General features: G+C 41.4%; 12 protein-coding genes. 11 read left to right on the forward strand and 1 reads right to left on the reverse strand.

The genetic code is table 11. The features are described from left to right. Positions 1-63: 63 nt before the first annotated feature. Entirely contained in the window at positions 64-933 is an 870-nt protein-coding gene (locus BLR37_RS00215) for an AraC family transcriptional regulator (RefSeq protein WP_039479064.1), read from the reverse strand. Positions 934-1,160: 227 nt separating this feature from the next. Between BLR37_RS00215 and BLR37_RS00220 the strand changes: the two genes are divergently transcribed. The 11 genes from BLR37_RS00220 to BLR37_RS00270 all read left to right on the forward strand — a co-directional run bounded on the left by BLR37_RS00220 (position 1,161) and on the right by BLR37_RS00270 (position 24,263). Next, positions 1,161-2,798, forward strand: a complete 1,638-nt coding sequence (locus BLR37_RS00220; protein ID WP_090763019.1) for a fucose isomerase — start codon at positions 1,161-1,163, stop codon at positions 2,796-2,798. A gap of 13 nt (positions 2,799-2,811) precedes the next feature. Next, positions 2,812-3,480 (forward strand): DUF3826 domain-containing protein, encoded by a 669-nt coding sequence (locus BLR37_RS00225; protein ID WP_090764740.1) that lies wholly within the window; start codon positions 2,812-2,814, stop codon positions 3,478-3,480. Positions 3,481-3,975: 495 nt separating this feature from the next. Next, on the forward strand, positions 3,976-7,143 hold the full coding sequence (locus BLR37_RS00230; RefSeq protein WP_090763022.1) for a SusC/RagA family TonB-linked outer membrane protein: 3,168 nt from the start codon (positions 3,976-3,978) through the stop codon (positions 7,141-7,143). A gap of 11 nt (positions 7,144-7,154) precedes the next feature. Further along, positions 7,155-9,011: a RagB/SusD family nutrient uptake outer membrane protein gene (locus BLR37_RS00235; protein WP_090763025.1), complete on the forward strand. Its 1,857-nt coding sequence runs from the start codon at positions 7,155-7,157 to the stop codon at positions 9,009-9,011. 43 nt (positions 9,012-9,054) lie between these two features. After that, positions 9,055-10,023, forward strand: a complete 969-nt coding sequence (locus BLR37_RS00240; RefSeq protein WP_090763028.1) for a hypothetical protein — start codon at positions 9,055-9,057, stop codon at positions 10,021-10,023. Positions 10,024-10,782: 759 nt separating this feature from the next. After that, complete coding sequence (locus BLR37_RS00245; RefSeq protein ID WP_090763031.1) at positions 10,783-14,025, forward strand: SusC/RagA family TonB-linked outer membrane protein; 3,243 nt, start codon at positions 10,783-10,785, stop codon at positions 14,023-14,025. A 10-nt stretch (positions 14,026-14,035) separates the two neighbouring features. After that, positions 14,036-15,865, forward strand: coding sequence for a RagB/SusD family nutrient uptake outer membrane protein (locus tag BLR37_RS00250; RefSeq protein ID WP_090764743.1), 1,830 nt, complete (start codon positions 14,036-14,038; stop codon positions 15,863-15,865). A 384-nt stretch (positions 15,866-16,249) separates the two neighbouring features. Further along, positions 16,250-17,911 (forward strand): pectate lyase family protein, encoded by a 1,662-nt coding sequence (locus BLR37_RS00255; protein WP_090763034.1) that lies wholly within the window; start codon positions 16,250-16,252, stop codon positions 17,909-17,911. A 1-nt stretch (position 17,912) separates the two neighbouring features. Then, positions 17,913-19,544 (forward strand): polysaccharide lyase, encoded by a 1,632-nt coding sequence (locus tag BLR37_RS00260; protein WP_090763036.1) that lies wholly within the window; start codon positions 17,913-17,915, stop codon positions 19,542-19,544. A gap of 154 nt (positions 19,545-19,698) precedes the next feature. Beyond that, positions 19,699-22,860, forward strand: coding sequence for a DUF6298 domain-containing protein (locus BLR37_RS00265; protein WP_090763038.1), 3,162 nt, complete (start codon positions 19,699-19,701; stop codon positions 22,858-22,860). A gap of 2 nt (positions 22,861-22,862) precedes the next feature. Next, positions 22,863-24,263, forward strand: a complete 1,401-nt coding sequence (locus tag BLR37_RS00270) for a glycoside hydrolase family 140 protein (RefSeq protein WP_090763041.1) — start codon at positions 22,863-22,865, stop codon at positions 24,261-24,263. The last annotated feature ends 149 nt before the right edge of the window (positions 24,264-24,412 follow it).

A 24,412-nucleotide genomic window follows, 5' to 3' on the forward strand; every position in this document is an offset into this window, starting at 1 on the left:
AAAACCTGCGAGGTCTAACGCTATCTAGTGGTTGGTGTTTCATCAACCAGCTTCCAGATAACCTTAATTCAAATACTTCCGTTTATAATCCAGCGGAGTCATTCCGGTAACCTTTTTAAAATGCCTGTAGAAGTTTGAAACATTGTTAAAGCCGCAATCAAAGCAGATCATCTCGGTAGGTAATTTGTTTTCGATTAAGAAACGACAAGCATGACTTACCCTGATTTCGATCAGAAAATCGTAAAATGTCTTCTTCGTCATTAGCTTAAAGTAGCGGCAAAAAGAAGTTACGCTCAAATTGCTTAACGAAGCTACTTCTTCCAATGTGATATCTTTTTTATAATTACTTAAGGTATAATTGCAAATTTTATTGATCCGCAGGGTTTCAGATTCATTGCTCTGGTAAAATGTATTCTTGCTTGTTACAATGGTCGAATATTCATCCGTTTCAGCAAGTGTTTTTAAAATCGAGAGCAGAATAATAATCCGGTCCAGGTTAGTAGCATCAACTGCGGCACGCATTAAATCGATCAGTTTATCTTTGGCTTTACCCTTAATCACCATACCACTCTTTGCCTTTTCAAATAATTTCGGAATCAGGTAAGCCTCAGGTAATGTGAGCATGTATTTCCCCAAACAATCTGGCAGAAAATGGATCACCATGGCCTCGGTAGTTAAATCGGGGTTGCCCTGAAAATACTCATCTTTACAACGCCAGGTATGCGGCAGGTTTTCGCCCAGCAAAACCATTTCATCAGGAACAAAATTACTGATGTTATCGCCGATAAACCGTACACCTTCACCTTTAATTACATAGTGCAATTCAAGCTCCGGATGGTAATGCCAGATATTGCCAAAATCTGGTTTAATATCATGGCGAATACTAAAAGAACTTTGAAGGGTAATAGGAACTTTATGAAAATGAGGTTTCATGATTTTAATAAAAACATTTGGTTAGGATTGCGATTTGCTGTGTGTGTGCCCATCAATTGCAACAGCCTAATTTAGGTACTAAAATGATAATATCCTATATTAATTTGATAAAAAACATTATAAAATGGTGTATTTCATTACAGATTTTTGTATAGAGGCCGTATGGCATAACCAAATTTACAAATAGCATATTATTTTTATATAAATTATATGTTCATTAATAAAATATGAGACCCGATAAACCAAGCGAAATCCTGATCGTTTCCAGTGGAGATTTACGCCTTTCAGCAAACCAGAGTTGCTGGGCAGCGCAAGCCGAAATGGAGCAAAAATTAACTGCTGCAATTGAGAAATTTGGCTGGACGGTTAAACGGGCACATGCTTATGATCCGGACAAAAAACACGGCTTCATCGATTCGCAAAGAATGGGTATGGATATCTTCAGGAGTATCGATCCCGAGCAGCCATTAATCGTTGCAGAAAGCGTTTGGCAGTATTCTCACCATGTGCTGGCCGGATTAACCACGCATCGTGGCCCCATATTAACCGTTGCCAACTGGAGCGGGCAGTGGCCTGGTTTGGTAGGTATGCTAAATCTCAACGGTTGTTTAACTAAAGCACAAATTCCTTACAGTACACTGTGGAGTGAAAATTTTACAGATGATTTTTTTACTGATGGGTTGCAGGAATGGCTCTCTACCGGAAAAATTAGTTATGATCAAAGTCACGTTAAAAGTTTTGCCTTAAATAAAATCCCTTCAAGCGACGATAAAAAAGGTCGCGATTTTGCCAGAAGCCTGAAAGAACGTAAAGTGATTATGGGCGTTTTTGATGAAGGATGTATGGGTATGTACAATGCTATCATTCCTGATGAGCTACTACACCGTACCGGTTTCTTTAAAGAGCGGCTCAGTCAATCGGCTTTATACGCCGCTATGTTACAGGTAACTGATGTTGAAGCTGAAGGTGTTTTAGAATGGTTGTTGCAAAAAGGGATGACCTTTAACTGGGGCACCAACGAGGCTACACAGTTAACCAAAAGACAAACGCTTGAGCAATGCCGCATGTATATTGCAGCACTCCGTATTGCTGATGAATTTAGCTGCGATACCATTGGTATCCAATACCAGCAGGGTTTAAAAGATTTAACCGTGGCCAGCGATTTGGTAGAAGGCCTGTTAAATAACGAAGATCGTCCACCGGTTTTTGGCTTAAATGGCAAAGAACTGTATGCAAAAAAGGCTTTGCCACATTTTAACGAAGTAGATGAATGCGCCGGTTTGGATGCCTTACTCACTTATCAACTTTGGAAGGAGCTCGGCATGACAGGTGAAAATACGCTGCATGATATCCGTTGGGGTGAACATTATAAAGGTGGCGAAATTGATGGCTTTGTTTGGCTTTTTCTCATTTCAGGCGCTGCACCGGCGGCACATTTCATCAATGGTTATGCAGGTGCAAGCAGCGAAAGGCAGCCCGCGATGTATTTCCGATTGGGTGGTGGATCTTTAAAAGGCATCAGTAAACCCGGTTTTATTGTTTGGAGCCGCGTATATATAAAGAATAACGAATTACACTGCGATTTAGGTGTTGGCGAAGTGGTATCTTTACCAGAAGCTGAAACCAAAAGAAGATGGGAGGGAACCACACCCGAGTGGCCTATTATGCAGGCCATTTTAAAAGGGGTAAGCCGCGATCAGTTAATGGCGCGCCACCAGGCCAACCACATACAGGTAGTTTACACCAATTACGAAGCCGCTGCGCATGAAGCCTGCAGAATTAAAGCTGCTGCTATGGATGAACTGGGCATAAAAGTGCACTTTTGTGGTGATGTAAACCTTGGAAAAAAAAGAAATGCTAATTAAAAAATATAAAGAAATGAAATCACAAATTTTAGCCATGTTCTTAACGTTCTCCGTTACAACGGCTGTTTTTGCTCAAAATAATGCCGTTGCAGATAAGGCTGCCTATACCAAAACCATTACCGAGCGTGCCGCTAAAATTGTAAATACCCTGGGTATCAGCGACAGCCAAAAGGCTGAAAAGGTTACCAATATCATTAGAGATCAGTACAGCAACCTGAACGATATTTATACCGCCAGAGACCTTGAAGCGAAAGAAATTAAAGAAAAAAATAAAGACAATAAAGTACTGCGCGATTCGGCGTTGGCTAAGCAAAATCGCACAGTAGATGCATCGCTGGCTAAGCTGCACAAAAAATACATTAACAAGTTAGCCGGCCAGTTAAACAATGAGCAAGTTGAGGGCGTAAAAAACGGTATGACTTACGGGGTGCTGCCACTTACTTATAAAGCCTATCAGGAAGAAATACTGACTTTAACCGATGAACAGAAAAAGCAAATCCTGGTTTGGTTAACTGAAGCGCGCGAACGTGCCATGGATGCAGAATCATCGGATAAAAAACATGCCTGGTTCGGCAAGTACAAAGGCCGCATCAACAATTACCTTTCAGCTGCTGGTTACGACCTGAAAAAAGAAGGCATAGAATGGGAAAAAAGGCGCAAAGCAAAGGCTCAGGGCAATTAATTCCTATTGGTTGTAACGCCCGAAAATTTTTTGCCATTTTTTATTTAAGAATATTTCATTTATATATGAATTTATTTATATCTTGTATCAGTAAATATTAAAGTAAATAACTTGAAGCGAGGAGTTTAGTATGATACCGGTAAAATGGTTTAACAACTCATCGCTTTAAGTTTAAAATAACAGATAGACCTTCATAGTGAGGTTTATTTCTAACCAGATTTTTAACGCAAACAATAAGAATATGAGCCAATTTTACAACAACTCAAATTAGGAAAGATTTATTTTAACGCAATCGAAAACCTTTGCCTAACTAGCAAGCTTTAAAAAGCAAAAACAAACATCCCTCTTTAACCGGAAAAACATTATTAATTAAACATTAGCTAAGCATATCCAGATTATGCCTGGCATAAATTGTAACCACTCGTAAAATGTTGCGTGCCTGCACGCTTCACTACATGGACATAATTAATATTAATAACTAACCAAATAACTAATATGAACTTAAAATTTCTACGTAAATTATCCTGGGTTTTGGTGCTCCTGACGATGATCAGTGGCTCGTTGTTTGCTCAGCAGCGGCAAATTACGGGTAAGGTTGTCGATAAGAAGGATGGCCAGCCTGTTCCCGGTGTTACCGTTGGTATACGCGGCAAAACCAATAATGTAAGTACCAATGATAAAGGCGAATTTGCTTTGGTAGCCGATCCCTCAACCGATGCACTTGTTTTCTCTTATGTAGGTTACACCAGACAGGTTATTCCACTGGCCGGCAAAACCAATATTACGGTAAGCTTTGTTGAAGATTCAAAAAATTTAGATGAAGATGCTGTTGTGGTAATTGGTTACGGGACAAAAAAACGCAGTGAAGTATTGGGTGCAGTAGCGACTATAACCGGGGCTGAAATTCAGGATGTACCAGCGCCAAATTTGGCAGGTGCTTTAAGAAACCGGGTGGCTGGAGTAGGAGTAAGTCAGGTTTCTGGTAGACCAGGATCTCCGATTACTTTAAACATTAGGAATTCTACAGTATCTGATCAGGCCCGTTTAAATGGCGCTACAGATGAGCCACTTTATGTAGTAGATGGTATTACAGTAACCAGAGATGCATTTGACAATATTGATGCTTCAATGGTCGAAAATTTAACATTTTTGAAAGACGCTTCTGCTTCTATTTATGGTGCATCTGGAGCAAAAGGTGTTGTATTGGTAACAACCAAAAGAGGCAAAATCGGTAAACCTAGTATTTCCTATAATGGTTATTTAGGCATTTCAGATGCTGCTCAGACTCCCGAAATGCTTTCTGCTTATGATCATGCTGTGTTATTAAATGATACCTATCGCACTCAGAAAGCTGCTTTATCGAACTTCTTTTTACCCGAGGATTTAGCCTATATTAAAACACTAAATTACAAAAGCTGGTACGACGAAGTTTGGCAACCTGCCACGATGCAAAGACATAATGTTGGTATATCTGGTGGTAGTGAGAGAATAACATTCTTTGCCGGCGGAAATTATCAAAGAGAAAATGGCAATTATGCAGGCATGAAGTTTGATAAATACGGCTTCAGAAGTGGTTTAACTGCAAACCTGGCAAATGGATTAAAAGCAGATATTAACTTTAACGTAGATTACAACATAAAAGAACTCCATCATAACGCAAATGATCAGGACAATACATTTTTTGAACGCATTATAAGCATTCCACAATGGGTTCCGATTAGTATTAATGGTAATTATGTAAACTTTAGCGCAAATAATAGTACTATAAACCCATTAGCTGTAGCTGAATCGGGCTATTATAACAAGGGTTATTCTAAAGGCTACCGCATTAATGCAGCTTTAACTTATGAGCCAACCTTTCTTAAAGGTCTAACTGCTAAGTTCCAAATATCACAGGCCAGCGGTTCAACAAAATCAACTCAATATGTGCCACCATATCGTTTATACAACTATGTGAGGAGCGGCAATAATCAGCAGCTATTTACCGATCAATTGGTTAATACTTCTGCAACTTCTTTTTATTTCGAACCCACAAGTGCTGCGAGTGCTAACATTACGCCCGGAGTTTCAGAGAACAACAGCTACCAGGGCTTTTTAACTTTACAATATACCAAATCCTTTGCCAAGCACTCAGTTAGTTTATTGGTTGGAGGCGAACAGAGTGAAGGCAATTCTCAAGAGTCATCTGTACGGTATACCAATCAATTGATTCCAGATATTGATCAGTACTGGGCTTTTGATGCAACCACACTTGCCCGTCAGAGTTTTGCAAGAACCGCCGTTTCCAAGCGTTCATTCTTTGGTCGTTTTAGTTACGATTTTGATAAAAAGTATTTATTAGAAGTAATTACGCGTCTGGATGCATCATCTAACTTTGCAACAGGAAATCGCTGGGGACTTTCACCTAATATCGGCATTGGATGGGTGGCCAGTCAGGAAAAATTCTTCAAAGATGCCAACTTCCTGAAATTCATCAATTTTGCCAAACTGAAAGTCAATGTAGGTACTACCGGCGATGACCGTGTAGGAAGCCGCCTATGGCAGGATCGCTTTCAAATCGACGTAACGAATGGTTATTTATACGGAAACTCTAACCAAAACAGTTTAAACCGTGCACGTTTAGCCAACCCTGACATTACGTGGGAAAAGAAAAGAACCATTAATATTGGTTTAGAAACGTCGATGTTTAATAATAAACTTGATTTTAGTGTTGAGGTATTCCAGAACAGGAATTATGATGCCTTTGACCTGGGTGGGAATAACCTGTTCCCATTATATTTTGGTACTGCTGCACCTGTGGTTAACTACAGGGAAACCTATAACTGGGGATCTGAATTCAGCATTGGGTATAAAGCCCGCTTAGCTACAGATTGGAGCCTAAGTGCAAATGTGAACTTTGGCTGGGGCAACTCTGTGGTTAACAGAACGCTTTATGCGCCAGGCCAGTTAATTAATAACGTTGCGCCCGATTGGCAAACTCAGTTTGGAACTGATCCACGGGTTTATTCATCAAGCAATATTGGGTTAAAAACAATTGGTATGTTCAGGACTCAGGCAGAAGTAGATGCCTGGATGGCTAAATATCCAAATTACAGACTTTATGACCAGGTGCCACAACCAGGCTGGTTGTATTATGAAGATACAAATGGTGATGGTGTAATTTCAGATAGTGACATGAAACCCATGTTCAAAAACACCAATGCTTTCCTCGCTACAGGTATCTCATTAAACTTAACTTATAAAAACTTCTCATTAAATACTAACATTAACGCGCGCTTTGGGGGTAAGGTGTTCTATGACAGCAGAGCAAGAATTGCTCCTTCTGCAACACGGAATATTTTAACCATCTGGCAGGATAGATGGACGCCAGACAATCCGATGCAAGGCAAATTGCCGCGCTTTGATGACCCTTCGTTAACCAAAAACTCAGACTTCTGGGCGGTAGACGGTACAATGATCAGGATCAATACCATGACCTTGAGTTATAAAGCACCTACGGCATTTGCCAATAAGTTAGGCATTGGTGGTGCGCGTATCCTGCTAACAGGAAACAATTTATGGACTATCGTTAATCCACTTCCATATAAAGATCCATACACTTCAAGCGCGTATGATTATCCGATATTGAGAACAATATCACTGGGTTTAAGTGTTAACTTATAATTTTTTGAGCAATGATTAAGCAAATTAAAAACAATATAAAAAAGTCGCTGCTAATCTTAGCACTTGCAGCAGCTTTACCGTCATGTGTTAATAAAGATGAATTTTTCCTTTTACCCGATACGGAGGGTATTGACGCAGCCATTTGGGATAATGAGGGATCTGTTCAATTACACCTCAACAGGGTTTACGATGTAGTGATGCCTTGGTTCCCCTTACAGGTACTCCCAGATCGTTATGGAGTTCATGTTGCCAGTGATGAGAGCTACTTTCCGGATGGAAACGACAACGCAAAAGCTGCACTTGGCCTGGTAGGAGTATTAGGGGTTAATGATGTGAGGTTTGTAGGGAATCAATACCGTGGCAACCCTGGCGATAATAAATATTGGGATATTGCCAGATGTAATGATGCCATAACCAACATTCCGAAAGGAACCATGGCCCAGGATCGCCAAAATATTTTGTTAGGCCAATACTATGCGCTAAGGGCCATGACCTATTTTGAATTGGTTAAAGTTTACGGAGGTGTACCACTTATTTTAGAACAGCAGCTGGAAAATACGGTCTATATGGGGGGTAGAAAAAGTGCAAAAGACTGTTTTGCGGCTATTGTTTCGGATTTGAATACGTCTATGCAGATGCTGGAAGGTTTTAACCCTGGAGATGGTGATGGAAGAGGTAAAATTACCAAACTCATTGCGGCCTGTTTAAAAGCGAAAGTTTTATTTTACTGGGCCAGTCCGCAGTTTAACCCGACTAACGATGCTAAGCATCCGTATGACGCAGCAAGATGGACACAAGCTTTAACTGCTAATAAAGAAGCCTATGACTTATGTTTAGCGGCTGGTAAAAAGTTAATGCCAAATTATCTGGATATTTTCCGTACCGAAGGAACAGCTAATACCGAAGCTATCTTAGTAAGAACTTACTCCAGCACTATTTCAAACAGAGGTCATAATGGCGAAGCGCGTAACCGGCCTTCTTCAGAAGGTGGATCTTATAACTCCTTCTACACGCCAACTACCAAAATGCTCGATGCTTATCCAATGAAAGATGGTAAACCCAGAGGAGCATCTTCAGCTTACCCTTATGATGCGATCATGTTCTGGCAAAACCGCGATCCCAGGTTTGAAGCAACCTTTGCTTACAACGGGAGTGTTTACCCGTTAAGTGGAAATACAACCAGAAAGCAATGGACCTACAATACCGCTATTAATGAATCAAACGGAAATGGAGTATATGTGAAACGCTTTACAACACCAACGCTGGCTTCAGGAGCTGTTGCCTACTCAAATAGCATAGGCGGGAGTGGGATGGACTGGATTGAACTGAGGTTGGCCGAAGTAATGCTAAACTATGCCGACTGTTTAAACGAAACCGGAAATGTGGCCGGGGCAAAAGACCTCGTAAGACAGATCAGAGTAAGAGGAGGTGTTGTACAGGGCGATGCTGATTATGGTTTGGGTTTAGCCGGAAGTACTGCCGACCTCCGAACGCTGATTTTAAACGAAAGACAAATAGAGTTTGCCTTTGAAAATAAACGCAATTCAGATTTAAGAAGATCGCGTACCATGCATTTGTTAACCGGTAATATGTCTAAAATAGAAATACAGTTAAGTGCAACATCAGATAAAGCCATTTTAGAAGCCGTTACAAATGGCGTGATGTTCAGAGAAACCATAAATGTTAACGACAAAACAACCTACAACAGATATTTCAGAACTGTAACTGTTACCAATACAACTTATTTACCTTACAATATACCTGAGTTCCATTATTTCTACACGTTCCATAACGACTTTGTAAATTTTGGTGCCAACATAGCAACAACTATTGGCTGGCCTGGTGGCACTTTTGACCCTCTGGATTAGTAAAGTACAATTGAACTCGATTTGTTAGTTAAAAAAATCAAAAATGAAAACTAAAAATATGCACAAGCTATTCCTCATTGCAGTAAGCGTAATTATTTTCGCTTCCTGTAAAAAGGAATCTGAAAATATATTTACCATGTTTACGGATGTTACCGTGACTTATAACAACAGCGATCCGCGCTGCGTAACCGATTACAAGTTGGTTAATGATAAGGATGAAGTATGGATTGATTTTACGATTAATTCGGCTTCTGAGGATATGTACTCGTATACTATCGAAAAATCTTCCGGAACCCAAACCCCCGAACGTACTATAATTACAATTAATGATGCTACAAAACGGAGAAGTTTTTCGGATATCATTAAACTTACCATGAACCGTGATGGAAAAACAACTTATCGCATTTACGCGTTGAACCAAAAAGGTATTTTTATTGGCGACGGAAAGAAAAGCGTCACGATTGAAGTAAAGCCCAGTTACATGATTTATGCTAATAGGGATATTTATTTGCCAGATTCTATAGGAAAATCGCTGCCTAGTTTCTTTTCATTAAAAGATGCTTCTGGCTTCAGCTATACAAACGGAGCTGCTAATTCAGGCAATATCGATTTTGGTATTTACAGAAAGCTTGCTTCCAACTCTACGCCAACAGCTATAGCATATACCTATAATCTGTATTCACCAAGTGTAGCAGTTAATCCACTTACAGTTTATGATATCAGTGCTTGGGCACCTAAAAGGACAACAAAATTCAGTGCGCCAATAACAGGACAGTCTACCGCGTTTCTTACAGGAGCAGTATCAGGCTCAACTATTGAAACGCTGGCGAAAGCCAGAACAATTAATCTGGATGCTACCGCAGGCACTACTTTAGCTAATGGACTAAATTCAGGCAGCGCAGTGTTTTTTGTTACTCCCGAAGGCAAATATGGTATGATGTATATTAACGCGGTTACATCTGACTATGAAAAACGACCTTTCATTAACGTGAGTATAAAAGTACAGCGTTAAATTAAGCTTTATCCCGGCGGGTAACACCGCCACAATTTTATATATTTGGTTAGAAGAAAAAGGGAGCAGCGAGTGCTCTCTTTTTTTGTCTTTACGCTACACTAAATACAAAATCTGGCCAAAATATTCCCTTTGTACAGCTATAATTCTCCATTGGCAACCTCTTTTCCATACAAAAATTCCCGTATTTAGGCCTGAATCTTAAACTGCTTATAAAAATACCTGCTTTACTTTTGTAATTCTTTCTTTACCAAAAGCCTCAAAATAAACGTCTAAACAACGTTTTAAACCACTCAAATGTTAAATTTTAAAACTTTAACACTTTTTTATTTAAATATTATATTTATATATGAATATAATACTTAACTTGTACTCAGCATTTAACATTGCATTATACAGGTTATTAAATTATTTAAAGCTGGATAATATCTTATACTAATTAGATAACATCTTGTTTAAAATAAACATAATCTGTCGGCAAATTTGAATTAATATACTTTCTAACCAAAAAAATAAATACTGAGACCAAAACAAAACAGGAGCCAAGTCATCAATTCTATTTTCAACCTTTTTAACAGGAAATAAAAATCTGATCATTATAGCTGCTTTGTTAAAAATCAAAATTAGACAAGAAAACAAACCTTATTTTCTCTATCTCAGATTAGCGCACTCCAGTTAACAAGCAAAATAAAAGAAGAAATACACGATGTGTTCAGAGCAACAAATCGCGTAAGCATTAAAAACTAACCAAATAATAAGATGAACTTAAAATTTTTGCAAAAAATTTCTTTGTCCATGCTGTTTATGCTTCTTGCAAGCACCATCCTCTATGCCCAGGACCGTAAGGTTACCGGTAAAGTGGTAGATCAGGCAGACGGACAGGGGATACCCGGCGTAAACGTAAGTTTAAAAGGGGTTCCGAGCAATGTGAGCACCAATTCAGATGGTGTGTTTACCATTCAGGTAAAATCAAACAGCGATGTGTTGGTTTTCTCGTACATTGGTTATGTACGCCAACAAATTACCGTTGGCAGCCAAAGCAACATTACCGTTAAGCTGGTCTCGGATAATAAAGAGCTTGACGATGTTGTAATTGTGGGTTATGGCACGCAAAAGAAAGCTTCTTTGACAGCAGCTATCGCACAGCCTGATCTTAAAAAAGTTGAAGATGTACCTGCACTGAGTTTAAGTGCTGTACTTCGGGGTACCATGCCTGGCGTAACTGTTTCTGGCGGTGTACAACGTCCCGGACAAACAGCCAGCATTACGGTTAGAAATCCATCAGTGCTTTCAAAAGATAGTCAGCAAGGTACAAATCCCATTTATGTAATTGATGATGTGGTGCGTACACAACAGGATTTTGAGCAACTCGATCAAAGCATGGTAGAAAGTATCTCTGTATTGAAAGATGCCGAAGCGGCTATTTTCGGCGTTTCAGGCTCAAATGGTGTGGTTTTGGTCAGAACAAAACGAGGCAGAATTGGTACGCCACGTATCAATTTCAGTTCTACGGTAGGTTTTTCTAATGCAACCAAACTTCCTGAACTCATGTCGGGTTTAGAGTTGGGTAACTACGTTAATGATTACCTCAATGCATCTGTATATGCACAAACTGCATCAGGTGTACCAAATACCAACTATATCAATACCGATGGTTATCGTGTAATTAACGGGGTGGCCGATCTTACGCGCCAAACACAATGGTACACACCAGATGAGTTGCAGTATTTTGCCAATAACAATCACAACTGGTTAAAAGAAGCTTTCCAAACCTCAACACTGCTGCGCAATGCGCTTAATATTAGTGGCGGTACCGACAAGGTAAACTATTTCATTGGGGGCGATTATGTAACACAGAATTCCAATTTTAAAGGAATCAATTCTGATAAATATGGCTTGAGGGCATCTATTGAAGCTAAATTATCTAAACGCTTAACCGTATCAGGATCTATCAGCGGCGATGTTAACTCTACAAAAAGTTATTTCTACAAACTGAACAGCACGTCAGAAAGTTTAGATAACGATGTGGCCAGCTTACAAAACGTTAACCCATGGTCTGAATATTACATTGATGGAAATCCGGTAATTCTTGGTTCAAGCAATACCGGTGGTTTAGATAACGTAAACTTCTTTTTGGTACAAAATTCAGACAACTTTACCGGTGGTAAACGCTATACCATGAACTTCTTAGGTAAGTTAACCTACGATATTCCGGGAATAAAAGGCCTTCAGGCAACTTTTACGGGTAATAAAAACATCAACTCTTCCAATTCTAAGCAATTCGGAACCACCTTTACTTACTATAAATACGCCGGACAGGGTTTAAACAGCCACATTCCGGGTGGAGCTTTATTGGGCACTTATACCATTAAAAATGGCGACCGTGTACGTTTGAACCCAATTTTCGCTGAAAACTATCAGTTAAATGCAGGTTTTAACTACAACAGGAGTTTTGGAAAACACAATATCTCGGCACTTGCCCTGGTAGAGCAAAGAGAAAGCAGCTCTGAAGGTGTTGCAGCCATGACCGAGGGCGTTGTAGCGGGTGGTTTACCATACCAGACATTTACAGTGGGTACCCAAACCTCTACACAATCTTCGCAAATAAGCCAGGATGGTTTCCAATCTTTTATTTCAAGAATTAACTACGATTACGACAATAAATACCTGTTGCAATTGGTATATCGCAGAGACGGTAGCGCCAAGTTTAGTCCGGGTAATAATTGGGGTAATTTCCCGGCAGCATCGGTAGGATGGGTAATCTCGCAGGAGAACTTCTTTAAAAATAATGTTAAATGGATCGACTTCTTAAAACTGAGGGCCAATGTGGGCTTAACTGGTACCGACGCAACCAAAGCTTACCAATATTTAAGCTCATACAATTTAGGTACAGGTAGTTCGGGCGGTGCTGTATTTAATGAAGGCGATAGAAGCATTGCCATTAAAACCAATGTGGCTATCCCTAATGGCGCAGTAGTTTGGGATCATGCTTTAAAAACCAATTACGGTTTTGATATGCAGCTGTTAAAAGGAAAATTAAGCTTATCAGGCGATTATTTCTGGAACCACAACTACGATATGCTGGCAACCCTGCAATCGTCGGTTTCATTCCTGATTGGCGCTGCGGTACCAACCGAAAATTATGGTTCGCTCAATAATTTTGGTTACGAATTTTCAGCTACCTGGAAAGATAAAATTGGCGATAAATTCACTTATAGTTTTAGTCCTTTCTATACCTGGAACGACAATAAAATCATCAAATACGATTTGGCCTCAGGAAAAGTAGGTACCATTGAAGATTTAACCGGCAAATCAAGCGATGCAGGTTATTTCGGATACAAATCTTTAGGTATCATCAGAACTCAGGCAGATGCCGATGCCATTATCGCCCAGCGTGCAAACGCAGCCGGTGGCAGCAATAAAGTTAAAATCCTCGATAACTTCCTGCAGCCGGGTATGATCAATTACGAAGACGTAAACGGCGATGGTTTAATTACAGTGGCCGATAAACAATTCATTACCAAACGTCAGAATAACCACAACAATTTGGGATTAAACTTTAGCGTGGGTTACGAAGGTATTAACCTCAATGTAATTGCAGGTCTATCATGGGGTGGATATACATCAGTAGGCGGGTTAAAAGCAAGTGGAACCGGTGCAACCGTTTACAATAACCGTGCTTCTTACTGGGCCGATCACTGGACCCCAACCAATACAGGTGCTGCATATCCAAACCCTTATTTTACAAGTGCACTCGAAGACAGCGATTTTTGGCTGGTTTCTGCAACGCAACTGGGTATTACCAATGCTAACCTAAGTTATAGTATTCCTAGTAAAGTAACGGGTAAAATCGGTATCAACAGCATCAGGGTATTTGTTCAGGCAACCAACCCGGTGCAGTTCATCAATCCCTTTCCAAATAATTACAGGGATTTCTTAACCCCATTAGGTACTTATCCAACTTTGCGCACAGTGGCGTTTGGTTTAAATGTTGGCTTATAAAAACATGGTCATGAAAAAACTTATCATATTATCATCATTGGCGCTTTGTGCCACCGTATTTTTTACCAATTGTAAAAAAGTATTGGAGAAACAAGATCTGGGCAGCTTTACTGCAGATCAGGTTTACAACGATTCAACTACTGCAACCCTGAGCATTAATTATGTATATAGCCAGAACCAGCCAGGTTGGTTTGGTAACGTAGGTGGCTTAAGTGCTTCTGTCAGTTCGTTATCAGATGAGCAATCGGGAGATAATGTATTTACACGTGGTACCGCTACCATTGAGTCGGTTACCGATTTAGGCAACGTAAATACGGCAGGAAACTACTTTAAGATCCGCACCATTAACATGTTTATCAGGGATATTAATGCAGGAACCCTGGCACCAGCTGTTAAAAACCGCTTTGCGTCACAGGCCATTTTCTGGAGAGCATTCCGTTATTTCGAGCTGGTTAAATTATATGGTGGTGTTCCCTTGGTTTTAACTCCTTTGGATGCCGTTGGCGATGAAGCCAAACAAGCTGCACTTTTACCCAGAAATACCACATCCGAAACCTTTGCACAAATTGTAAAGGATTTAGATACCTGTATCAAATACTTACCAAACAAGTGGCCAAACAATGCCGATTATGGCCGCATTACCAAAGGCGCCGCAATGGCTTACAAAGGCCGGGTATTGCTCTATTGGGCAAGTCCAGAGTTTAATCCTACCAACGATATTACCAGATGGCAGGCAGCTTATAAGGCTAATGCCGATGCGGTTACGAATTTAACGGCAAATGGTTTTGGTTTATATGCCAAATGGGATTATTCGATGTGGACTACAGAAGGCAGCGCAGGCGGCAGTACGCCACGCAATCCTGAGGCTGTTTTCGCCACACAATACAATACCGGCCAAACCGATATTGGTCAAAACAATTCGACTTATCCAAATGCCACGGTACCTAAATATATTGGTACATCTGGTGGTTCTAACTTGCCTACCTGGGAAATGGCTATGGCTTTCCCAATGAAAGATGGTAAAGATGCCGGTACTTCAACCAAATATCCGTACAACCTGGGTACCTTTTATAAAAACCGCGATCCTCGATTCGACCAGACTATTGCTTACAATGGTTGTAACTGGCCATTACTAGGTAACAACAACTACCGTTTGTGGACTTATTATTTCACCAAAACAACCGGCCTTACCTCTACAGAAAGTGCCGCTACGGCCTCTGGATTGTATTTAAGAAAAGGTATTGACCCAACTTTAACACTTACTTCTTTCCCGAATGCAGGAACCGACTGGATTGAGATCCGTTACGCAGAAGTATTGCTTAACCTGGCCGAATGTGCAGCAGAAATCAGTAACATTGGCCAGGGACAAGAAGCCTACGCCAATCTGATTGCTTTGAGAAAAAGAGCAGGAATTGAAGCAGGAACCGATGGTTTATACGGTTTAAACGCCGGAATGACTAAAGATCAGCTGGTAACTGCAGTTATGAAAGAGAGACAGATTGAGCTCGCTTTTGAAGGTAAACGTTTTTGGGATTTAAGGAGAAGAAAATTATTGGAATCGACTTTAAACGGTAAAAAACGAAATGGGGTAACCATTACATTAAAAAATACCGGCACAAACTCCGATTATATTTTAGCCACGCGTGATGCTGCTGCAAATACAGATTTAGATGCATTTTACACGGCTAATTTTACAGTAACCACCAAAACGCTTGATTCATACAACATCAATTATCAGGCTGGTGTGTACTTTTTCGGTATCCCAACGGCATCTATACAGAGTAATGTTAATCTATTACAGAACAATACCTGGGGTGGTAGTTTCGATCCGCAGAAATAAGAAGGAATTGAGCGGTTTGCTCATCGCTCATGTTTTTTAATTGGTTTGAAAAAGGAAACATTAATTTGTTTCCTTTTTTCATTTAAGAATGTTACATTTATATATGAATTTTGTTTCTATCTTGTAACAGGGTTGAGAGAATGAATTTGATTTGTTACAGGTATTTTTACCAATTGGTAATATGATACAAAACAAAGCCAAAATTATACAGTAAACCACCCCAATTAGCATGCAATTTTGAAATATAATATACTTTCTAACCAAAATACTAACAACGGATAAACAAAGAAATGAGCCGCAATTTTTAAAAAATTTGTTCTGGCATTCCTGCTAACCAAAAATATTTGCGTAAATTCTTTCGCTTCCCAAACAAGCAAAACACAAATGAAAAAGAACCTTTTAAATCTGTTGCTTGCAACAGCATTAACGCTCCCGGTAAATTATGCATTTGCGCAATATCCCAAAATCCCTGAGGATGTAAAAAAAGCATCCGATTCGATGTTGAAAGAAGCTTATCATCAATCAGATATTGCCTGGGAAAAAGCGAAACCCATTATGGAGAAAGAGGCCAAAATGGGCAAACCTTATATTCCATGGGCTGGCCGCCCGAATGATTTACCACAATCAGAACTTTTGGCCTTTCCAGGAGCTGAAGGCGGTGGTGCACATAGTTTTGGTGGTCACGGCGGAAGGGTTATTGTAGTTAAGAATTTAAACGACAGCGGCCCGGGTTCATTGCGTGATGCCTGTGAGCAGGGCGGAGCCCGCATTGTGGTATTCAATGTTGCGGGGATTATCCGCTTAAAAACTCCTTTAATTATCCGCGCACCTTATATTACCATTGCTGGTCAAACAGCACCTGGCGATGGGGTTTGTGTGGCTGGCGAATCGGTTTGGTTGAATACCCACGATGTAATTGTGCGTTTTATGCGTTTTAGAAGAGGCGAAACTTTTGTAGGCCGTCGCGACGATGCCATTGGTGGTAATCCGGTAGGTAACATCATGATCGACCACGTTTCGGCCAGCTGGGGATTAGACGAGAACATGTCGATGTACCGCCACATGTATAACGACAGCACAGGCAAAGTAGAAGAAAAGCTGGGCACAGTGAACATCACCATCCAGAATTCAATCTTCTCAGAAGCATTAGATTACTGGAACCATGCTTTCGGCAGCACTTTAGGTGGCGAAAACTGTGCTTTTATGCGTAACCTTTGGGCTGATAATGGTGCGCGGAACCCATCTATTGGCTGGAATGGTATTTTTAATTTTGCCAACAACGTGGTTTTCAACTGGAACAACCGCTCTACAGATGGTGGTGACTATACTGCACAATACAACATCATTAATAATTTTTATAAACCTGGTCCGGTTACCGAATTGGGCGACCCGATCAGCTACCGCATTTTAAAACCAGAATCAGGTCGCAGTAAATTACCTTACGTGGTATTTGGCAGAGCTTATGTAAACGGCAACATTATCGAAGGGAATGAAAAAGTAACCCGCGATAACTGGGCTGGTGGTGTGCAGATGGAAGATAAAAAAGGTGGCTTAATGTCATTCGAAACCGCAAGTAAATATTTCCCGGCAATGAAAGCACAAAAACCTTTCCCAATGCCAAAAATCAGCATTATCCCAACGCTGCAAGCCAAAGATTATGTGCTGGCCAATGCTGGTGCTACCTTACCTAAACGCGATCCGGTTGATACCCGAGTTGTTAAGCAGGTGGCAACAGGTAAAATTGAAGTACATCCCGATGCTAAACCTTCAGCTTTCCAGTTCGAGCACCGCAGGCTAAAAGGCGATTCGTACAAACAAGGTATCATTACCGAAATTTCACAAGTAGGTGGTTATCCGGAATATAAAGGAACACCTTACAAAGATTCTGATGATGATGGTATGCCTGATGCTTACGAGATCAAAAATGGCTTAAATCCTAAAGATGCTTCAGATGCCGCTAAAATTACCAAAAGCGGTTATTCGAATATCGAAGTATACTTAAACAGTGTGGTTCCGGTTTCAATTGTAACACCTAGCACCAAATAATATGCGTAACTGGAGCTCAATTTTTAGCATAATGGCCATTTGTGCCATCGCAAATACAGCATTTGCTCAGTATCCGGTTATACCCGTGGCAATGGAAAAGAAAGCCGATTCGCTTTTAAACAGCATAGAAGAGCGGTCAGAGCTTCAATTCCTAAAAGTAAAACCGATTGTAGATGCGGATGCCAAACATGGCAAACCCTACATTCCGTGGGCAGCTAAACCAAGTGATTTGCCTCAATCCAAACTGGTAGCCTTTCCGGGTGCCGAAGGTGGTGGCGCTTATTCGTTTGGCGGTCGCGGAGGGAAAGTGTACGTGGTAAGCAACTTAAACGATACCGGCAAGGGCAGCTTGCGCGAGGCCTGCGAACAAGGCGGAGCCAGAATCATCGTTTTTAACGTTTCGGGAATTATCAGGTTAAAAACCCCTTTAATTATCCGTGCACCTTATATTACTATAGCAGGCCAAAGTGCCCCGGGCGACGGTGTTTGTATTGCAGGCGAATCGGTTTGGATCAATACCCATGATGTGGTCATCCGTTACATGCGTTTCCGCAGGGGCGAAACCGATGTTACCCGCAGGGACGATGCCATTGGCGGCAATCCGGTAGGTAATATCATGATCGATCACGTTTCGGCCAGCTGGGGATTAGACGAAAACATGTCTATTTATCGCCATGTTTATGATAAAAAAGACGGTTCGAAACCCGAAAAACTGCCTACTGTGAATGTAACCATTCAAAATTCGATCTTTTCGGAGGCGTTAGATACTTACAACCATGCTTTTGGCAGTACCATTGGCGGTTTAAACAGTACTTTTATGCGTAACCTTTGGGCTTCTAACATCAGTCGTAACCCGTCTGTGGGCATGTATGGCGATTTTGGTTTTGCCAACAATGTTATTTTTAACTGGTGGAACCGCAGTGCCGATGGCGGAGATAACAACTCGTTTTATAGTTTCATTAACAACTATTATAAACCCGGCCCAATTACACCGGCCGGCGAACCGATTTCTTATCGTATCTTAAAGCCAGAATCGGGTAGGGACAAGAAATTTGCCAATGAGTTTGGTAAGGCTTACGTTACCGGAAATATTACCGAAGGCAATCCTAAAGTAACCCAAAACAACTGGGATGGCGGGGTACAGCCAGAAAGTAAACGCGACAAGCAGAAACTGCTCGATTCGATGCGTGTAGATAAGCCCTTGCCAATGGCTAAGATTTCGATTATCGACACCAAAAAGGCTTACGATTATGTACTGGCCAATGCCGGTGCAAGCTTACCTGTTCGCGATGCGGTAGATCAGCGCATCATTAAACAGGTAGCTACAGGTAAAATAGAGCATGTAGAAGATGGTAAATTACCCGCGAAACAAAGTTATGTGAAACGCCGATTACCAGCAGATTCCTACAAACAGGGAATTATCTCTGATATTGCACAGGTGGGTGGTTACCCGGATTATAAAGGAAAACCTTACACAGATACCGATAACGACGGCATTCCGGATGCCTGGGAAAGTAAACATGGCCTCAATCCGAAAGATGGAAAAGATGCTGCAAAAATTACAGCTTCGGGTTATGCCAATATTGAAGTGTATTTGAATAGCCTGGTTGATATCAGTAAAGTGAGACCATAGTAGAGGTAGAAGATGTAAAGGTGGAGGGTTGAAGGTCAATCAATCTTCACTCTCCATCGTCATGCTGAATTTATTTCAGCATCTCTTATAACAGAGGCCCTGAAATAAATTCAGGGTGACGCGTATTTGAATTAAGTTGATAACAAAAACACAAATGCCAAAAACTAACCATATATTAAAGGCAAAGCCATTCAAAACCTTACCGATACTGGTAATCGCGTTTTTGATGAGTCATGCGTCCTTTGGCCAGAAAACCAAGCCAGTTGAGCCACCTAAACCTATTTTTAAAGGCAAAGATGGTAAAATGGCTTACACGGCCGATGCTCAAGGGAACCGCATTCCCGATTTTTCTTATGCCGGTTATATGGCTGGCGAAAAAGCCATTCCTACCGCAATGGTTAAAATTGTGGTTCCTTTGGTCGAAGGTGACGCTACACCATATATCCAACGGGCCATTGATATGGTTTCGGCTATGCAGCCGGGTAAAGATGGTTTGCGCGGCGCTGTTTTATTGGCAAAAGGAACCTATCAGGTTTCAGGTACTTTAAAAATCGCGACTTCTGGTGTGATCATCAGAGGCAGCGGAATGGGAGCCGATGGTACTAAAATTTTTGCCACCGGATTAGACCGGATTGGCGTAATCAGGTTTTTAGGCAAAAACGATAAAACACAACAAGCAGCGGTAGCCATTACAGATACTTATGTGCCTGTAAATGCCATGCAGCTTACACTTGCCGATGCCAGTGGCTTTAAAGTTGGCGATAAGATCACCATTCAACGGCCATCTACAAAAGAATGGATTGAAACACTTAAAACCGTTGAGTTTGGTGGAGGTGAAAGCGCTTTGGGCTGGAAACAAGGTACCCGGGATATTTTCTGGGACCGAAAAATTACCGCCATCAGCGGATCGACCATTACTTTCGATGCGCCAATTACAACCGCACTCGATGCTAAATTTGGTGGGGCAACTGTGGCTAAATACAATTGGAACGGTCGGATTGCACAGGTAGGTATCGAAAACCTGAAACTCGAATCTGATTTTCATAAAGACAATATTAAAGACGAATATCACCGCTGGACAGCTATTAGCCTTGAAAATGTGGAAGATGCCTGGGTACGCCAGGTGGTTTTCGAACACTTTGCAGGTTCAGCAGTGAATGTTTTATCTACCGCAAAAAGGATTACCGTTGAGGATTGTAAATCGTTAGCGCCAATATCCGAGATTGGTGGCGAACGCCGTAATACCTTTTTAATTACCGGGCAACAAACGCTTTTCCAAAGGCTATATTCGGAATATGGCTACCACGATTTTGCGGTAGGTTTCTGCGCTCCAGGCCCAAATGTTTTTGTACAATGCCAATCGTACCTGCCATTTTCTTTCAGCGGAGCTTACGATAGCTGGGCTTCTGGTGTATTGTTTGATATCGTAAATATCGACGGACAGGCACTAAGTTACTTAAACCGTGGTCAGGATGGGCAAGGAGCCGGTTGGAGCGCCGCCAACAGTGTTTTTTGGCAATGCAGTGCCGCCAGAGTCGATAATTATCAGCCACCAACTGCTCAAAACTGGGCTTTTGGTACCTGGGCTCAATTTGCAGGCAACGGCTATTGGGATATGTCTAACGAACAGATCCAGCCACGCAGTTTGTACTACGCGCAACTGAAAGACAGAGTAGGCAATAGTGTAGATGCCAGAACTTTTGTACTTCCGGTTGAAACAGAAGCATCAAGCAGTCCACCGGTTGATGTGGCACTGAAACTGACCAAATTGGCCTACAAACCTGCTTTAACCTTATCCGAATATATCGATTCGGCCACCGAAAGAAATCCTATTCCTACGGCAAAAGGTCAGGCCAAACTGGTAACCAGCGAAGGCTTCCATCGCAGTAATACCATACAAACTGCAGGTGCAATGGCAGTTAAAAATGGCTGGTTAACCCGTGGAAATGAAATTGTACTCGGCGATAGACAAGATGTGCCCTGGTGGAATGGTAGCGCCCGTCCTTATGGATTGAAAAACACCAAATTTCACATTACCCGGTTTGTACCTGGTCGTGAGGGCAATGGTTTGACCGACAACCTCGATGATATTACCGATTCGATGCAAAACGGTCCGGTAAAAATCCTCGATCACAATTATGGTCTCTGGTACGATAGGAGAAGAGACGATCACGAGCGCATCCGCAGGATGGATGGCGAGGTTTGGGCACCTTTTTACGAGCTTCCTTTTGCCCGTAGCGGACAAGATAAAGCCTGGGATGGTTTAAGTAAATACGATATTACCAAATACAATCTATGGTATTGGGACCGCTTAAAGACCTTTGCTAACCTGGCCGATCAGAAAGGTCTGGTACTTATTCACGAAAATTATTTTCAGCACAACATTATCGAAGCCGGTGCGCACTACGCTGATTTTCCGTGGCGTACGGCCAACAACATCAACAGCACAGGTTTTCCTGAGCCCGTTCCGTACGCCGGAGATAAACGGATTTTTATGGCAGAGCAGTTTTACGATATCAGCAACGAACACCGCAGGGCCATTCATAAAGCCTATATTCGCAAGTGTCTCGAGAATTTTGATGGCAATTCAGGTGTTATCCAACTTATTGGTGCAGAGTTTACCGGTCCTTTGCATTTTGTACAATTCTGGATCGATACCATTAAAGAATGGGAAAAAGAAACCGGTAAACACCCGATTGTTGGCCTAAGTGTGACCAAAGATGTGCAGGATGCGATTTTGGCTGATCCGGAGCGTGCCAATGTAGTTGATTTAATCGATATCCGCTACTGGCACTATCAGGCCGATGGTACTGCTTATGCGCCACAAGGTGGCCAAAGTCTGGCGCCACGTCAGCATGCACGCTTGTTAAAACCAAAGAAAACCTCTTTTGAAGAAATTTATCATGCTGTTTCCGAGTACAAAAGCAAATTTCCTGAAAAAGCGGTAATCTATTCGGGCGATAGTTACGATAGTTTCGGCTGGGCTATTTTAATGGCAGGTGGTTCATTATCCAATGCCGATCTGATCGATAAAACTACTTTAAACCTGATTTCGGGCACCAAACCTTTTCTTCCGGCAGGAAAAAATGCCAAACAATATGGTTTGGAAAATACCGGAAAAACTTATGTGTTATACAATGCTTCAGCTGAAGCATTAAGTTTAGATCTGAGTAAAGCAGCCGGAAAGTTCAGTGTAAAAATATTGAACCCGAAAAATGGCAAGGTACTTAAAGAAGAAAAAATTAACGGAAATGCTGTGGCCAAAATCAGTAAAACTGGTGCTGGCGACGAGCTCATCATCATCAACAAAATTTAATTATGACGCTTAAATCTAAAATATTCCTTTTATCAATAATTTCTTTGCTGGCCTTTGGCTGTAAGGAGAAACCTCATTTTGGCGATAAAAGCTTGCTGGTTTCGGAAAATGGAAGGTATTTAACCACTGGCGATGGCAAGCCTTTCTTTTGGCTGGGTGATACCGGTTGGTTGTTGTTTGGCAGATTAACGCGGGAGGAAGCCGAAACCTATCTGGAAGACCGGAAGCAGAAAGGCTTTAACGTCATTCAGGTAATGGTTTTGCATGATGTGCCCTCGCGCAATGTGTATTTAGATTCGTCGGTTGTACATGGCGATGTAGCCAAACCCATGCTCACCCCGGGCAATAATCCGAAAGATTCTGTAGCCTACGATTACTGGGATCACGTAGATTATATTGTAGATAAAGCCGCAGAAAAAGGCCTTTACATGGCGCTGGTGCCCGTTTGGGGAACCAATGTTAAAGCCGGGAAAGTAAAGGAAGTACAGGCCAAAAAATATGCAGAATTTTTAGCCAAAAGATACCGCGAAAAATGGAATATCATCTGGTTAAATGGTGGCGACATTAAAGGTTCTGATGGATTGAAAGTTTGGAATACCATTGGGCAAACCTTACGGGCCAATGATCCAAATCATTTAATTACTTTCCATCCACGTGGCAGAACAGCATCCTCGCAATGGTTCCACAATTCGCCATGGAGTGATTTCGATATGGTGCAATCCGGCCACCGCCGTTATGAGCAGGATACTTCGAAGAACGAAAAATGGCATTACGGAGAAGATAACTGGAAATACATTGAAGCCGATTACAAGTTAAAACCAGTTAAACCCACTATTGATGGCGAGCCTTCGTATGAAGATATTCCGCAAGGCCTGCACGATACCACGCAACCACGCTGGGCAGCTGCCGATGTGAGAAGATACGGTTATTGGTCGGTTTTTGCTGGCGCCTTTGGTTATACATACGGCCATAATTCGGTAATGCAGATGTATAAGCTTACCGATAAAAAACCAGCTTACGGCCCCAAAGATCCCTGGAATATTGCTTTGAATGCTGAAGGTGCAAGCCAAATTCAATATTTAAAAGCATTGATGCTTTCGCACAGTTATTTCGACCGTGTGCCCGACCAAACCTTAATTGCAGGCCAAAATGGCGAAAAATATGACCGCGTTTTAGCAACCCGGGGCGAAGATTTCGCCATGTGCTATACCTACACGGGTAGAAATTTTAAAGTACAAATGGGTAAAATTGATGGCGATGATGTAAAAGCTTCGTGGTTTGATCCACGCACCGGAAAAATTACACCAATTGGTGAGTTTGAAAACAAAGGTATCCATGAGTTTAATCCTCCGGGCGAAGCCTCAAATGGCAACGATTGGGTGTTGGTTTTAGAGAAAATATAGATTACCGTCATTGCGAGGAAGAATGACGAAGCAATCTCAAAGAAAGATTGTCATTAAGAGAAATCTATCGGGATCGTCATCCTAATCCGATAGCTATCGGATGGGAATCTTAAGGCATTTGCAATCAGATTCCCGCTTTCGTGGGAATG

The sequence above is a fragment of the Pedobacter soli genome (genome assembly GCF_900101435.1).
GTDB classification, from domain to species: Bacteria; Bacteroidota; Bacteroidia; order Sphingobacteriales; family Sphingobacteriaceae; genus Pedobacter; species Pedobacter soli.